The 14,288-nt window shown below is 73.0% G+C and carries 12 protein-coding genes; 3 read left to right on the top strand and 9 right to left on the bottom strand.

The annotated features are described in order from the left end of the window. Positions 1–395: 395 nt before the first annotated feature. The 3 genes from E1287_RS37070 to E1287_RS37060 all read right to left on the bottom strand — a co-directional run bounded on the left by E1287_RS37070 (position 396) and on the right by E1287_RS37060 (position 5,072). Positions 396–3,218: an AAA family ATPase gene (locus tag E1287_RS37070; protein WP_207934686.1), complete on the bottom strand. Its 2,823-nt coding sequence runs from the start codon at positions 3,216–3,218 to the stop codon at positions 396–398. Positions 3,219–3,477: 259 nt separating this feature from the next. Next, complete coding sequence (locus E1287_RS37065) at positions 3,478–4,290, bottom strand: crotonase/enoyl-CoA hydratase family protein (RefSeq protein ID WP_131969957.1); 813 nt, start codon at positions 4,288–4,290, stop codon at positions 3,478–3,480. Between the two features lie 8 nt (positions 4,291–4,298). After that, positions 4,299–5,072, bottom strand: a complete 774-nt coding sequence (locus E1287_RS37060; RefSeq protein ID WP_131969956.1) for an SDR family NAD(P)-dependent oxidoreductase — start codon at positions 5,070–5,072, stop codon at positions 4,299–4,301. A gap of 139 nt (positions 5,073–5,211) precedes the next feature. On the opposite strand from E1287_RS37060, the gene E1287_RS37055 reads away from it, so the two are divergent. Further along, the gene (locus tag E1287_RS37055) at positions 5,212–6,249 is read left to right on the top strand and encodes a DNA topoisomerase IB (protein WP_131969955.1); all 1,038 of its coding nucleotides are present in this window, start codon (positions 5,212–5,214) and stop codon (positions 6,247–6,249) included. Positions 6,250–6,259: 10 nt separating this feature from the next. Here E1287_RS37055 and E1287_RS37050 read toward each other — a convergent pair whose 3' ends face one another. The 4 genes from E1287_RS37050 to E1287_RS37035 form a co-directional block, all read right to left on the bottom strand. Continuing rightward, a complete protein-coding gene (locus E1287_RS37050) occupies positions 6,260–7,027 on the bottom strand; it encodes a metallophosphoesterase (RefSeq protein WP_131969954.1) in 768 nt (255 codons plus the stop codon). Beyond that, positions 7,024–7,269, bottom strand: coding sequence for a BON domain-containing protein (locus tag E1287_RS37045; RefSeq protein ID WP_131969953.1), 246 nt, complete (start codon positions 7,267–7,269; stop codon positions 7,024–7,026). The genes E1287_RS37050 and E1287_RS37045 overlap by 4 nt, the downstream gene beginning before the upstream one ends. A gap of 34 nt (positions 7,270–7,303) precedes the next feature. Continuing rightward, positions 7,304–7,945, bottom strand: a complete 642-nt coding sequence (locus E1287_RS37040) for a nucleotidyltransferase (RefSeq protein WP_131969952.1) — start codon at positions 7,943–7,945, stop codon at positions 7,304–7,306. Positions 7,946–8,023: 78 nt separating this feature from the next. After that, on the bottom strand, positions 8,024–9,097 hold the full coding sequence (locus tag E1287_RS37035; RefSeq protein ID WP_131969951.1) for an alkene reductase: 1,074 nt from the start codon (positions 9,095–9,097) through the stop codon (positions 8,024–8,026). Positions 9,098–9,206: 109 nt separating this feature from the next. Between E1287_RS37035 and E1287_RS37030 the strand changes: the two genes are divergently transcribed. Continuing rightward, positions 9,207–11,906 carry a LuxR family transcriptional regulator gene (locus E1287_RS37030; protein WP_131969950.1) on the top strand — a complete coding sequence of 900 codons (2,700 nt, stop codon included), beginning with the start codon at positions 9,207–9,209 and terminating at the stop codon, positions 11,904–11,906. Here the strand turns inward: E1287_RS37030 and E1287_RS37025 are convergent. Together E1287_RS37025 and E1287_RS37020 are read right to left on the bottom strand one after the other, a co-directional pair. Further along, positions 11,901–12,584 (bottom strand): dienelactone hydrolase family protein, encoded by a 684-nt coding sequence (locus E1287_RS37025; RefSeq protein WP_131969949.1) that lies wholly within the window; start codon positions 12,582–12,584, stop codon positions 11,901–11,903. The two genes, E1287_RS37030 and E1287_RS37025, sit on opposite strands and share 6 nt — an antisense overlap. Before the next feature lies 1 nt (position 12,585). Further along, complete coding sequence (locus tag E1287_RS37020) at positions 12,586–12,984, bottom strand: PaaI family thioesterase (RefSeq protein WP_207934685.1); 399 nt, start codon at positions 12,982–12,984, stop codon at positions 12,586–12,588. Between the two features lie 7 nt (positions 12,985–12,991). Between E1287_RS37020 and E1287_RS37015 the strand changes: the two genes are divergently transcribed. Continuing rightward, positions 12,992–14,288 (top strand): cytochrome P450 (locus tag E1287_RS37015; protein WP_243719696.1); only part of this gene is annotated, 1,297 nt, incomplete at its 3' end.

The following is a 14,288-nucleotide window of genomic DNA, read 5'->3' as shown; positions in this document are numbered from 1 at the left end:
GGCGGGGGGGGGGGCTGGGCGGTGGCGGGTGCCGCCTGCATGCCGAGCACCGCGGCGGCGGCGACGCCGACCAGCGCGGTGCTCGTGGTGACGCGCCCGCGGGCGCGCCTGGGGGAGGTGGATCTCACGCGGTGCTCCTTGTCTGCCGGCCGCGCGGGGGAACGGCCGAAGGGGGGCTCGCTCCGCAGGGCGCGTCGCGCCCGCGGAGCTCCGGAGTGCCGGAGAATGGTTGACTCGGGAACGATCGCACGCATTGGTGGGCATGTCACCGCAAAGTTCGCTGCGGGCCACATCCATAGGGAGATCGCCCCCAGCGCAAGGGAAACCCCTACACCCCACGGGGATGGACGAGGGTCCGCCGAGAAGGCAGGGTGGCGCCTTTCGTCCAGGCGCGGTCAGCGGGAGAGGGTGGCGCCGGGGCCGTCCAGGCCGCCGCCGAGGAGGGAGCCGAGCTGCGACCGGGAGCGGATGCCCAGCTTCCGGTAGATGCGGGTGAGGGACGCCTCGACGGTCTTCACGCTGAGGAACAGCCGGTTCGCCACCTGCTGGTTGGTGGCGCCCTGGCCGACGAGCAGCGCGATCCGCCGCTCGCCCTCCGTCAGCGTCGCCTGCGCGACGGCGCCGAACGGGGCGGGGCCGTCCTGCAGGCCCATGTCCAGCCGCGCGAGACGATGCCGCGCCTGCTCGGCCCAGGGACGCGCGCCGCACCGCAAGAAGATCTCCAGGGCGTCGGCCGCCGCCTTCCGGGCCGCCCCTGCGCGCCGCCTCCGGCGCTCGATCCTGGCCTGTTCGAGCAGGCAGTGCCCCGTTTCGAGGGGCTGGCCGAGCCGCTCGAACAGCGCCGCCGCCTGCCGCAGGAGCGCGACGGCGTCGTCCGGTTCGCCGCGGGCGCCGAGCACGCACGCCTCCGCCCGGTCCAGCAGGCCGGTGACGCCCTCGCCCCGGGCCCGGCCGCCGATCACGGCGCGGGCCTCGCGGACCACCTCCTCCGCGCGCTCGACCTCGCCGAGCGCCACCAGCCCCTGGGCGAGGTCGCCGTGCCAGCGCAGGACCATCGGGCAGCGCATGCCGCGTCCCCGCTCGTCCGGGGCGGAGCCGAGCGCGTCGATGCGCCACAGCGTGTCGACGCCCGCGCGTACGTCGCCGATCCGCATGCGGGCCACGCCCAGCACGTGCAGCAGGCGGCCCTGGAAGATGACGTCGTTCTCCTGCTCGGACGCGCGCAACCCCCGCTCCGCCAGAGACACGGCGCGGCGGATGCTGCCGCCCGCCAGCTCCGCCAGCGCGCCCTGGTACCAGGCCGGGCCGGGACTGAGCGCGGCCTGCTCGGCGATGCGCATGGCGCGGTCCGCGAAGTCGAGCGCCTCCCGGCAGCGGCCCGTCCGGGCGGCGACCTCGGACAGGTTCCGCAGGACGTGGACGACTTCCTCGCCGGAGCCGCGTTCCACCAGCGCCAGCATCCGCAGCAGTTCCGCCCGCGCTTCGGGCAGCCGGTCTTCGGCGATGGCGCAGTAGGCGGCGATGTAGCGGGGCGTCATGTGCATCTGGCCGTCCAGTGGCGGCTCGGGCAGGCGCTCGGCGCGCTCCAGGTCGCTGACGTAGTCGTCCCGTCCTTCGACCAGCGAGATGTTCGCGCGCAGAGCCAGGGCCTTGGCCTCCAGCGCCGTGTCGCCCGCCTCCTGCGCGTGCGCGAGCGCGCCGTCCGCCTCCTGCTCGGCGAGGTCGGGCGCGCCGTTCAGCAGCGCGCCCAGCGCCATCCGCAGGCGCAGCGGGCCCAGCAGCGCCGGGTCGCCGTCCGCGTCGACGAGCGCGGCGGCGAACACCTCGCCCATCTCCGCGAGGCCCTGGCCCGACAGGTCGAGGAGCGCGAGCCTGACCCGCACCCGCTGGGCGCGGTTCGCGTCGGCGGCGAGGACGGCCTCCGCGGCCCGGTGCACCAGATCGGGCAGCCCGCCGTTCGCGCCCGTCTCCGCCGCCGCGACCAGCCATTCCAGCCGCTCGGCCGCCGGATCGGCCGGCGACCGGTCGGCGGCGAGCCGGTACAGCTCGGCGGCCATCCGGTGCGAACCCTGGCGGACGGCCTGCTCCGCCGCCGTGACCAGCGAATGCGCGAGCTCGGCGTTCGGGCCGGGGTCGGCGAGGGCGCGGTGGCGGGCGCGTCCGGCCGCGTCCGGCACCACGGCGGCCAGTGCCCGGTGCACCCGCGCGAGATGCTGCGCGTCGGCGGACTCGGCGAGGACGGTGCCGACCGCGGGCGGCGTGAACCGGATGCCGCCGCCCTCGGTGATCAGCAGGCCCAGGACGGCGGCGCGCCTGATGTCCCGCGCGGCCTCGGCGCGTCCGGCGCGGGCCAGCAGGTCGGTCGTCGGGCGGATCGCCAGCGCGGCCATCAGCAGCGTCTCGTGCGCCTGCGCCGGCAGCCGCGCCAGCCGCTCGGCGATCACGGCCTGGACGCGCTGCGGCAGCGGCGCGGGCCGCCAGTGCCGCGGGATGCGGTCGGTGAAGGCGCCGCCGAGCGCCAGCGCGAGGTACGGGTTGCCACCGGAATCGGAATGCAGCGTGTTCACGACCCGGACGGGAAGCCCGTAGCTGTCGAACATCTCGGCCAGCTCGTCCGGGCCGAGGGGCGGGACGGGCAGGTGCAGCGCGTCGGGGGCTGGAGCCCAGGGCGTGCTGCCCCCGTCGCCGGCGGCGAGGCCGTCCGGCCAGGGCCCGGCGACGACGGCGCGCACGCCACGGGACCCGAGGCGCCGGACCGCGTACCGGACGGCATGAACGGACTCCGTGTCCACCCACTGGGCGTCGTCCACGAGCAGCAGCACCGGCCGGTCCCCCGCGCAGCGCGCGAGCAGCCCGCGGAACGCCAGCCGGCAGGCGACATGGTCCGTGCCGGACCGGTCCGCGGACGACCGGCCGAGGGCCCGCGCGCCGGTCGCCGCCGGATGCGGCGCGGGAAGCCCGGTCAGCCGCTCGCGGGGAAGGTCGGCGGTGAGGGTGTCGGGGAGCTGGTCGAGCAGCTCGGCGAGCCCCGAGCAGGGCACCCACCGCTCCGTCTCGGTCCCGGCGACCCGCAGGACCAGTTCACCGCGCGCGGCCGCCGCGGCACCGGCGGCTTCGAGCAGCGCCGTCTTGCCGATGCCGCTGGGCCCCGTCAGAACGACGCTGCCGTTCGCGGCGAGCCGGGCCTCGATCGAGGCGAGCAGTGCCGAGCGCCCCACCAGCGAGGGAGGTGCTCCCTTCCGACCTGCCGACGGCGCGGCACCGACGTCCATGACTCGCTCCCTTCCGGAGGATTCGGACGCCGAACCGACAATAACCACCACGCGGGGCACCCACAACGGCCACGTTCCGCAGTGGCCTGTCCGCAAACCGCACTCGCCCGCCGAAACACCAGGTCCGGCTTCCGCGCGTCCTCGGGACGCGATGACGCCCGGAACCGGCGGGTTCCGGGCGTCATGATCCGGCGTGCGGGCGGGGCTACTCGCCCGTCCAGTTCGGCTTGCGCTTCTCGGCGAAGGCGGCCGGGCCCTCCTGCGCGTCCTTGGACACGAAGACGGGCAGGGTGATCTCCTGCTGCTTCTGCCACATCTCCTCGGACGTCCAGTCCCCGGACCCGTGGACCACCTGCTTGGTCGCCGCGAGCGCCAGCGGCGCGTTCTCGGCGATCTTCAGGGCCAGCTCCTTCGCCCCGGCCAGCGCGCCGCCCGGCTCGGTGAGCCGGTTGACGAGCCCGACCTCCGCCATCCGCTCCGCCGGGTACTTGTCGCCGGTGAGGGCGATCTCCATGGCGATGTGGAACGGGATGCGCTGCGGGAGCCGCAGCAGCCCGCCGCCCGCCGCGACCAGGCCGCGCTTCGGCTCGGGCAGCCCGAACTGCGCGTCCCGGGCCGCGACGATCAGGTCGCAGGACAGCGCCAGCTCGCAGCCGCCCGCCAGCGCGTAGCCCTCGATCGCGGCGATCAGCGGCTTGGCGGGCGGGCGCTCGGAGATGCCGGCGAACCCGCGTCCCTCCACGACCGGGGTCTCGCCCGCGAGGAACGCCTTGAGGTCCATGCCGGAGCAGAACGTGCCGCCCGCGCCGGTCAGGATGCCGACGGACAGGTCCTTGCGGGAGTCGAGCTCGTCCACGGCGGCCGCGATCCCGCGTCCCGCCGCGCCGTTCAGCGCGTTGCGCGCCTCCGGGCGGTTGATCGTGATGACGAGGACGCCACCGTCTTCTTCCGTCAGCACGGCGTCGTTGCCGGGGGGCGTGGGGGGTCGTCCCCCCTCGGGCGATACAGCATCGGACATTCAGGGCCTCACTTGGGCTGGAAGCGGATGCCGCCGTCGAAGCGGATGGTCTCGCCGTTCATGTAGTCGTTCTCGATCAGGGACTTGACCAGGTGCGCGAACTCCGACGCCCGGCCCATCCGCTTCGGGAACGGGACGGGCGCGGCGAGCTTGGCCTTGAACTCCTCCGCCGCCTCGCCCTGGCCGTAGATCGGGGTGTCGATGATGCCGGGGCAGATCGTGTTCACCCGGACGCCGATCGCGGCGAGGTCGCGGGCGGCGGGCAGCGTCATCCCGATGATGCCGCCCTTGGAAGCCGAGTAGGCGACCTGCCCGGTCTGACCCTCGATCCCGGCGACGGACGCGGTGTTGATCACCACGCCGCGGGCGCCGTCCGCGTCGGCCGGCTCGGTCTTGGCGATGGCGGCGGCGCCGATCCGCATCAGGTTGAAGGTGCCGATCAGGTTGACCCGGATGACGGTCTCGTACTGGCCGAGGTCGTGCGGGCTGCCGTCGCGGTTCACCGTCCGGGACGCCCAGCCGATGCCCGCGCTGTTGACGATGACGCGCAGCGGCGCGCCGGTGTCGACGGCGGCCTGCACGGCGGCCTGGACCTGCTCCTCGTTCGACACGTCCGTCTTGACGAAGACGCCGCCGACCTCGCCGGCGACCGCCTTGCCCCTGTCCTCGTTCAGGTCGGCGACGACCACCTTGGCGCCTTCGGCGGCCAGCGCGCGGACGGTGGCCTCACCGAGGCCGCTCGCGCCACCGGATACGACGGCGGAAACTCCGTTCAGGTCCATTAGCAGCACCTCACATGTGGGACCGAATGTGGTTCGGGGTGATGGTACCCAGCCGGGCGCGTTTGCTTTCCACCGCCCCGGGCACCCGCTCCCCCGTGAGCGGACTGGCACCCGTCCCCCCGCCGCCGGAGGCGCGCTGATGGAGTTGCAGCGCAGCGACCTCGGCGAGCCCGGCTACAGACGGCGAAAACGCGGCAAGGGTTTCGAGTATCTCGGTCTCGACGGCCTTCCTTTGGACGACCCGTCCGAGAAGGAACGAATCAAGGCTCTGGTCATACCGCCCGCATGGAAGGACGTCTGGATCTGCCCTGACGCGGACGGCCACATCCAAGCGATCGGCACCGACGCGGCCGGACGGCGCCAGTACCTCTACCACGAGGCATGGCGGGAACAGCGCGACCAGGAGAAGCACGACCACGTCCTGGAGCTGGCCGACCGGCTCCCCAAGGTGCGCGAGACGCTCGCCGGGCATCTCTCCGGACGCGGGTACTCCAGGGAACGGGTCCTCGCCGCCGCCGTCCGCCTCATCGACCTCGGGTTCTTCCGGATCGGCGGTGAGGCGTACGCGGCGGAGAACGGCACGTACGGGCTGGCCACCGTCCTGCGCGAGCACGTCACGTGCCGGCGCGGGGCCGTGGCCTTCGAGTATCCGGCGAAGGGGGCGAAGGAGCGGTACCAGTCCGTCGCGGAGGAGGACGTGTGCAAGGTCGTCAGCGGCCTCAAACGCCGCCGCGACGACTCCCCCGAACTGCTCGCCTACCGGACGCGGGACGGCTGGCACGACGTCACGACCACCGACATCAACGACTTCGTCCGGGAGGTCACCGGCGGCGACTTCACCGCCAAGGACTTCCGCACCTGGCACGCCACCGTCCTCGCCGCCGTCGGCCTCGCCGTGTCGGTGCGGGCGGGCGGCGGCGCGGGCGCGGGCGGCGGCGACATCGCCCGGAAGCGCGCCGTCGTCCGCGTCGTCAAGGAGGTCGCCGCCTACCTCGGCAACACCCCGGCCGTCGCGCGGGCCTCCTACATCGACCCGCGGATCATCGGCCTGTACGAGGAGGGCCGCACGATCGCGCCCGCCCTCGGCAAGCTCGGCACGGAGACGTCGGAGGGCGAGCTGGCGACGCAGGGCCCGGTCGAACAGGCCGTCCTGGACCTGCTCCGGTCCGCGGACTGAGAACCGGGCGCTACCAAGCCGAGACGCGTTCCCGTCTTCGGCCGCGGCGCTGATCGTCGCTGTCCAGCGCGTCCAGGCGGTACAGGGCATAGGCGTGCTGGATGACCGGCAGCGCCACGTTGCGCACCCGCACCCCGCCGGACGTGAGGCCCTTCTCCGTGCCCTTGTGCGCGTGCCCGTGGATCGCGAGGTCGGCGCCGGACGCGTCGATCGCTTCCCCGATCAGGTAGCTGCCGAGGAACGGGTAGATCTCCGGCGGCTCCCCTTCGAGGGTGCCCTCGGCGGGCGCGTAGTGCGTCAGGCTGACGATCACGTCGGCGTCCAGGCCGAGGAGGGCGGTGCGGAGCCGTCCGGCGAAGTCCTTGGTGTGGCCGACGAACGCCTTCATCTCCGGCTCGCCGAAATCGCTGGCGCATCTGCCCTCGAACCCGCCGCCGAAGCCCTTGCCGCCGGCGACGCCGAGGCTCGTCCCGCCGCAGTCCAGGACCGTCCCGTCGCCTTCCAGGACGGTCACGCCCGCGTCGCGCAGCACTTCGGTGATCTCGTTCTCGGCGTCGGAGTGGTAGTCGTGGTTGCCGAGGACGGCGATCACCGGGACCCCCACGTCGCGCAGCTCGCCCGCCGCGACGCGGCCCTCCTCGACCGTCCCGTGCCGGGTCAGGTCTCCCGCGACGAGGAAGACGTCCGCGTGGTCGGCGAGCGCGGTCAGGTGCTCCCGGTACGCCCCGGCCGTCTCGGGCCCGACGTGCAGGTCCCCAGCCGCGGCCACGCGGATCATGAGAGCCGTTCCTCGTGGTCCGGCTCGGCGACCGCGACGACGTGCAGCTCGTTGCTGACCTCGCGGCCCCCGGCGGCGTCCCGGGCGGACTCCTCGACCTCCCGGCTCCGCTCCTCGCTCACCACCTCGCCGCGCAGATGCACGACGCCGCCGCGGACGTCCACGCGGATGCCCAGCTCATGCGCCTCCGCCGCGACCCTCTCCTGGATGTGCGCGGACAGGTACTCCGGCAGCTCCGCCATGTCCCGCTCCCTTTCCGTCACAGCACGTCCTTCGTCACAGCACGTCCTCTCCGATGACGCCGAGCCGGGCGAGGAGCGTCAGGAAGGCGTAGGCGTACGGGGAGTCCGCGGTCTCGGCGGCGACCTGCGGCCAGTCCACCTGCTCCCGCAGTGCCCGGCTCACGTGCAGGAACCCGCTGAAGTCGCAGGCGGTCTCGGTGAACGCCAGCAGCCGCATGACCACCAGATCCGTCGCGGGCAGGACGGGCATCCGCACCGCCCCGACCGACATCGTCTCGGCCCGGCCGAGCAGGTTCCCGTCCACCGGACGGCCGGACGGCGTGTGGATCAGATCGACGAGATGCTCGCCGTCGCACGCCTTCTCCAGCCAGTTCTCCGGGCTCTCCAGATGCGTCATGCCCGCCGCGGCGAGCGCGTCCAGCGCCGCCTGGACGTCCCGTTCCCGGACGACGAAGTCGACGTCGTGGGTCGACACGGCCGCGCCACGGGCGTAGGCGGCGAACCCGCCGGCGAGCGCGTATCCGATGCCGGCGTCGCGGAGGGCGGCGGCGGCGCGTTTCAGGCTGAGCAGCAGCCCGTCCGCCGCGCCGTCCGCCGCGCCGCCCGAACCGCCCGAGCCGGGGCCCGGGCCCGCGTCGCGGGACGCCTGGCCCCTGACTTTGGGTTCCGTCTGCACAGCCCCACGCGTCCCCTGGTCGACTGCCGTTCCGGTTGGCGGTACCCGAGGACGCGCGGGTCATTCCCTCGCCCGGGGTCAGTCGAGGGTCGGGTAGTCGGTGTAGCCGCGGTGGTCGCCGCCGTAGAAGGTCCGCGGGTCCGCCTCGTTGTAGGGGCCTCCGGCGCGGATACGGGCGGGCAGGTCCGGGTTGGCCAGCCACATCTCGGCGAACGAGACCGCGTCCGCGACACCGTCCCGGAGGGCCTCGACGCCGTATTCGGGCTTCGCCGGGAAGGAATCGTGGGTCGGGTGCGGGTTGAGGATCAGCGTGCCCGGCCATTCGGCGCGGATGCGCCGCGTCGTGCCGCGGTCGCCGACCTCCATGATGTGCAGGTACGCGAGCCCGAGCGGGGCGAGGGACGCGACCAGCGCCGAATACAACTCCGGGGTGTCGCTCTCGCTGACGCCGTTGGCCCTACCGCCGGGCGACACGCGGAAGCCGACCCGTTCGGGCCCGATCGCCTCGGAGACGGCCTGGGCGACCTCGACGGCGAACCTGATGCGGTTCTGAGCCGTCCCGCCGTACCCGTCAGTGCGGGTGTTGCTGCCATCGGCGAGGAACTGCTGGATCAGGTAGCCGTTCGCGCCGTGCACCTCCACACCGTCGAACCCCGCGTCGATCGCGTTGCGCGCCGAGACGGCGAACTCCGCCACGGCCTGGGCGATGTCGTCCAAGGTCATCTCGCGGGGGACGGGGTGGTCGAGCATCCCGTCCGGCGTGAAGAGCCGCTCCCCGGACGCGATCGGGGACGGCCCGAGCGGCAGCCCGCCGTCCGGGTACAGGACGGGATGGCCGACGCGTCCGGCGTGCATCAGCTGGGCGAAGATCCGTCCGCCCTCGGCGTGCACCGCGTCGGTCACCGGCCGCCATGCCTCCACCTGGTCGCCGGAATGCAGGCCGGGCGTCCAGATGTACCCCTGGCCCCGGACGCTCGGCTGCGCCGCCTCAGTGATGATCAACCCGGCGGAGGCGCGCTGGCGGTAGTACTCGGCGGTCAAATCGGTCACCTTGCCGTCCTCGACGGCCCGGCTGCGGGTCATCGGCGCCATCACCAGGCGGTTGGACAGTTCCAGCTTTCCCGCCGACAGCGGCTCGAACAGTTCTTGCATTGAGTCCTCCTAGCCGTAAAGCGTGTTATCGCTGGTCAAGAAGGTAGGAGCCGCCAACTACGGGGCGAATCCGTATGGATTCGGTAGTTCGCCCCGTAGTTTGGAAACCGTGCTCTACGGGCGGAACGACGAACAGGCGCGGATCACCACGTTGCTCTCGGAGGCGCGCGATCATCGCCGCAGCGGCGCGCTCGTGCTGCGCGGAGAGGCGGGCATCGGCAAGTCGGCCCTGCTCGCGGAGACGGCGCGGCCCCTGCCGGCCGAGCGCGTCCTGCGGGTCACGGGGGTCGAGGCGGAGTCAGGCATCGCGTTCGCGGGCCTTACCCAGCTGCTGTGGCCCGTCCGGGACCGGCTGGACGGCCTCCCGCCTCCGCAGGCCGCCGCGCTGCGCTCCGCTCTCGAACCGCTGGACGAGGGCTCCGGCGCCGCGCCGGGCCGCGACCCCTTCACGACCGGCCTGGCCGTCCTCACCCTGCTCGCCGACCTAGCCGACCTTTCCTCCGGGGACGGCCCGCTGGTGTGCCTCGTGGACGACGCCCAATGGCTCGACACCGCGACAGCCGAGGCGCTGCTGTTCGCGGCACGGCGGCTGGCGGCCGAGGGCGTCGTGATCCTGTTCGCCGCACGGGACGACGCGTTCACCGGCACGGGCCTGCCCGAGCTGCGCCTCGAACGCCTGGACGGCGACGCCGCCGAACGGCTCGTCGCGTCCCGCGAACTGGCGCCGGCGGTCCGCGCCCGGGTCGTCCGGGAGGCGGCGGGCAACCCCCTGGCGCTGCAGGAGCTGGGCGCGACCGGGACCTTCCGGGCGGACGGCCCCGATCCCCTGCCGGTCGCCGACCGGGTGCTCGGCTCGTTCCGCGACCAGATCGGCCGCCTCCCGGAGGCCACGCGGCTGATGCTGCTGATCGCGGCGGCCGAAGGGCGCGGGCACATGCCGAGCCAGCTGCGCGCGGCCCGCTCCCTCGGCGTGAGCCTCACCGACCTGGAGGCCGCCGAACGCGCCCGGCTGGTGGAGATCACCGGACGCACCATCGCGTTCCGCCACCCGCTGATCAGGGCGGCCTCCTACCACGGCGCCGTCGTGGCGCGGCGCATCGCCGTCCACCAGGCGCTCGCGGACACGGCCGACGACCTGGACTGCCGCGCGCGGCACCGCGCGTCCGCCGCCCTGGGCCCGGACGAGGACGTCGCCGCCGACCTCCGGGACGCGGCCGAACGCGCCCGCGGCCGCATGGGCTACGCGACGGCGGCGGTGCTCTACCGCCAGTCGGCGGACCTGACGCCCGACCCCGACGTCCGGGCCGCCCGGCTCAGCGCCGCCGCGTCCCTGACCCTCCAGGCCGGGCGGCTCGACGAGGCCGAGGACCTCGCCGTCCAGGCGGAGAAGCTCACGCGCGACCCGGCCGAACAAGCGCGGCTCGCCCGCGTCCACGCCGCGGTCGAGTACGAGCGCGGCGACCCGCGCGCCGCCGCACGCATGCTGGTCGACCACGCCGCCGACGCCGCGCCCGGCGACCACGCCGATATGCTCCGGACCGGCGCGGTCTACGGGTGGACGTCCGGCGAACTGCCCGCCGTCCTGCGCGCCGCGGAACTGCTCCCCGGCGACCGGACTGTCCAGGGCCTCGCCTCCCTAGCCGGAGGCGACCATGCGCGGGGCGTCCCGTTACTGGCGGAGCTGGTCGACGAGACGACACGCGGAGGCGGCCCGGCTACCGGTGCATTGCCGGGCCCTCGCCAGAGCGCCGAGAACGCCCGCGGCCATCGCGTGCTGGGTGCGCAGTTGGCGCTGGTCATCGGCGCGGACGAGGCGGCGCTCGAACTGGCCGCCGCCGAGGTCGCGCACTGCCGGCGGCACGGCCTGATCGGCGCGCTGCCGAACGTCCTGCAGACGCTCGCCCAGGCCCAGATCGCGGCCGGGCTGCACGCGGACGCGGAGGCCACCGTCGCCGAGGCGATCGCGCTGGCCCGCGACACCGGACGCCCCCACCGCGAGGGACGCCTCGGCGCGGTCCTGTCCAGGATCGCGGCGATCGAGGGCGACGAGCCCCGGCTGCGCGAGCTGATCGCGCAGGCCCCGCCGCCGCACGGCGGCCTCGCCGACGGCGCGCTCGCCCTCCTCGACCTCGGCCTCGGCCGCTACGACGACGCGCTGCGCCGCCTGGACCAGATCGCCCACGGACCCCGCCGGCACAGCACGGGCAGCCTGCTGTCCGCCGCCGACCAGGTCGAGGCGGCCGTACGGTCAGGACAGCCCGAACTGGCTCGCGCCGCCTTCGGTCGTTTCCGCGCCTGGGCTGACGCAGGTAGGCAACCTTGGGCTCTCGCAGTGGCCCTGCACTGTGAAGCCCTATTGGACGACAGCGAAGAACCGTACGAACGAGCCGTCCGGCTACACGAGCAGTCGACTCGGCCGTTCGAGCGGGCCCGCACAGAGCTTCTCTACGGCGAATGGCTGCGACGGGCTCGCCGACGCTCCGACGCGCGCGTCCCCCTACGCTCGGCAATGGAAATCTTTGAGCGTCTCCGCGCCACACCCTGGCTCGAACGCGCGCGCGCCGAACTCCGCGCCACCGGTGAGGCAGGGACGTCCGTGCCCACCGCCCCCGACCTTCTCGACCGTCTCACTCCACAGGAGCGTCAGGTCGTCCGGCTGGCGGCCTCGGGGACGAGCAGCCGCGAGATAGCCTCACAACTGTTTCTCAGCCCGCGGACGGTCGAATACCACCTCTACAAGGCGTATCCCAAGCTCGGCATCTCGTCCCGCAAGGAACTGTCCCGCCTCGCTTTGGAACCGTCCCTATGACAGCGTCCGGGCAAGGAACTCCTCGGTGAGCCGCCAGGCCCGCGCCGCGGGCTCCGGCTGATAGAACATCGGCGCCTTCCGGTTGTGGAACGCGTGCCCGCCGTCCTCCTGGACGTGGATCTCCATGCCGTCCCGTCCCTCAACGGCACGTTCCACTTTGGCGACGTCCTCACGGGGGATGTACGGGTCGTCCCCACCGAAATGGAACTGCGCCGGAGCGCCGATGCCGTCGATCTGGTCGAGCGCGCCCGGCACACCCGACCCGTAGAAGGACACCAGGGAATCGACCTCCGCCCTGGCGGCCAGCAGGTACGCGAGCGTCCCGCCGAAGCAGAACCCCAGAACACCGACCTTGCCCACGCCGGGCAGCCCCTTCAGAACCGCCAGCGCCGCCTCCGCGTCCTCCACGCCCTTCGTCCAGTCGAACTGCGAGACCATCGACATCCCCTGCGGGAGCGCCTCCTCGTTATGAACGACGTTCCAGCCCGGCTGTATCCGCCAGAACATGTCAGGCGCGGCCACGACATACCCGAGCGCCACCAGATCCTCGGCGACCGCCTGCAGATACTCGCCGACCCCGAAAATCTCCTGGACGAGCAGGACCCCGGGCCCATCCTGACCCCACACATGCAGGTCGAACTCGCCGTCCGGGACGACCACCCTCTCGATTCGCGTCATATCACCCGATGATCGCGTAAACCGCGGTCGCATGGGCGACGATCTTGGAATCGGCGGTCATGTCGATCTCCGCGAACGCCAGCGTCCGTCCCAGCTTGGTGAGCCGGGCGTGCACCAGCACGTCCCGTCCCACCACGGGCCGCTGGAACGACGTGCTGAGCTGCACCGTCGTCATCGGCACGAACGCGCCCTTCGCCGCCGACACCGCGATCACCACCGTCGTGTCGGCCGCCGCCATCAGCGCCTGCCCCGACAGGGCGCCGCCCTCCCGCGCCAGCCTCTCGGACCACGGCAGCCGCAGCACCGCGCCGTCCTCCCCCACCTCCTCGGGCACCAGCCCCAGCTCAAGGACCCAGGGCGCGAAGTTGTCGCGCAGAATTTCTTCGGGCTTCACCGTCACACCCGACATGATGCACGCTGAGGGCATGCACGAGGAGATCTTCCTGCCCACCACCTACGCGTCCGGGGTCCCCTACGACACGTTCAGGAAGCTGCGCAGCGACAGCCCCGTCGCCCGCATCCCCGAACCGGCCGTCGGCCCCTGGCCCGCCGGCCCCGGCTACTGGGCGGTCTTCCGGCACGCCGACGTCAAACACGTCCTGCGCTCCCCGGACCTCTTCTCCTCCAACCTCGGCGCCACCCAGATCCGCGACCCCGACACGCCCGAAGATCTCGCGTTCGTCCGCGCGATGATGCTCAACCAGGACCCGCCCGACCACTCCCGCCTCCGCCGCATCGTCGCCGCCGCGTTCACCCCCCGCGCCATCCGCGCCCTGGAAGAGACCATCAACACCAGAGCCCGGACCCTCATCACGTCCGCCCTCAACGAGGAAACCGACTTCGTCGAACTCGCCGCGGACCTCCCCGTCTGGACGCTCGCCCACATCATGGGCGTCCCCGACGCCGACCGCCGCCTCCTGTACGACTGGGCGTCCCGCGTCATCGGCTACCAGGACGACGAATACGCCGGCATCTCCTCGGACCCCGCCTCAATGACACCCCTGGCCCGCAAGGCCATGCAGTACCGCCCCAAGACACTCGCCCACCCCGACGGCCGCCCCATAAACCCGCGCTCCTACACGGCCCTGGCCGACATGTTCGCCTACGCCCACGCCCTCGCCGCCGAGAAAAGGCTTCACCCCTCAGCCGACGTCATGTCCCGCATGCTCGAAGGCGGCCTCACCACCCAAGAGTTCGAGAACATGTTCTTCCTCTTCGCCGTCGCCGGGAACGAGACCCTCCGCAACGGCATCCCCGGCGGCCTCCTCACCCTCCTCGACCACCCGTCCGAACTGTCCCGCCTCCGCGCCGTCCCGTCCTTGCTCCCCTCGGCCATCGAGGAGATGCTCCGCTACTGGCCCCCGGTCATGGACTTCCGCCGCACCGCCACGCAACACACCACCCTCGGCGACCAGGAAATCCGCGCCGGCGACAAGGTCGTCGTCTACCACGCCTCAGCCAACCGCGACGAAACCGTCTTCCCCGACCCCGACCGCTTCGACATCACCCGCACCCCCAACGACCACGTCAGCTTCGGCTTCGGCCCCCACTTCTGCCTGGGCGCCCACCTGGCCCGAACCCAGATGCGCGCCGTCTTCCGCGAACTCCTCCCCCACCGCATCACCCGCACCGGCACCCCCGTCCGCCTGGCCTCCAACTTCCAGAACGGCCTGAAGCACCTCCCCGTCCACATCACCCCCACCC

This window comes from Actinomadura sp. KC06 (assembly GCF_004348735.1).
In the GTDB taxonomy this organism is placed as follows: domain Bacteria; phylum Actinomycetota; class Actinomycetes; order Streptosporangiales; family Streptosporangiaceae; genus Spirillospora.
The sequence above is the reverse complement of the archived record's forward strand: the minus strand, read 5'-3'. Positions and strand labels throughout refer to the sequence as shown.

What these genes read in the sequence shown, in the direction of transcription:
- E1287_RS37065 (WP_131969957.1), bottom strand. Translation starts at nt 4,290, where the DNA reads ATGTCCGATGCTGTATCGCCCGAGGGGGGACGACCCCCCACGCCCCCC.
- E1287_RS37060 (WP_131969956.1), bottom strand. Translation starts at nt 5,072, where the DNA reads ATGGACCTGAACGGAGTTTCCGCCGTCGTATCCGGTGGCGCGAGCGGC.
- E1287_RS37055 (WP_131969955.1), top strand. Translation starts at nt 5,212, where the DNA reads ATGGAGTTGCAGCGCAGCGACCTCGGCGAGCCCGGCTACAGACGGCGA.
- E1287_RS37050 (WP_131969954.1), bottom strand. Translation starts at nt 7,027, where the DNA reads ATGATCCGCGTGGCCGCGGCTGGGGACCTGCACGTCGGGCCCGAGACG.
- E1287_RS37045 (WP_131969953.1), bottom strand. Translation starts at nt 7,269, where the DNA reads ATGGCGGAGCTGCCGGAGTACCTGTCCGCGCACATCCAGGAGAGGGTC.
- E1287_RS37035 (WP_131969951.1), bottom strand. Translation starts at nt 9,097, where the DNA reads ATGCAAGAACTGTTCGAGCCGCTGTCGGCGGGAAAGCTGGAACTGTCC.
- E1287_RS37025 (WP_131969949.1), bottom strand. Translation starts at nt 12,584, where the DNA reads ATGACGCGAATCGAGAGGGTGGTCGTCCCGGACGGCGAGTTCGACCTG.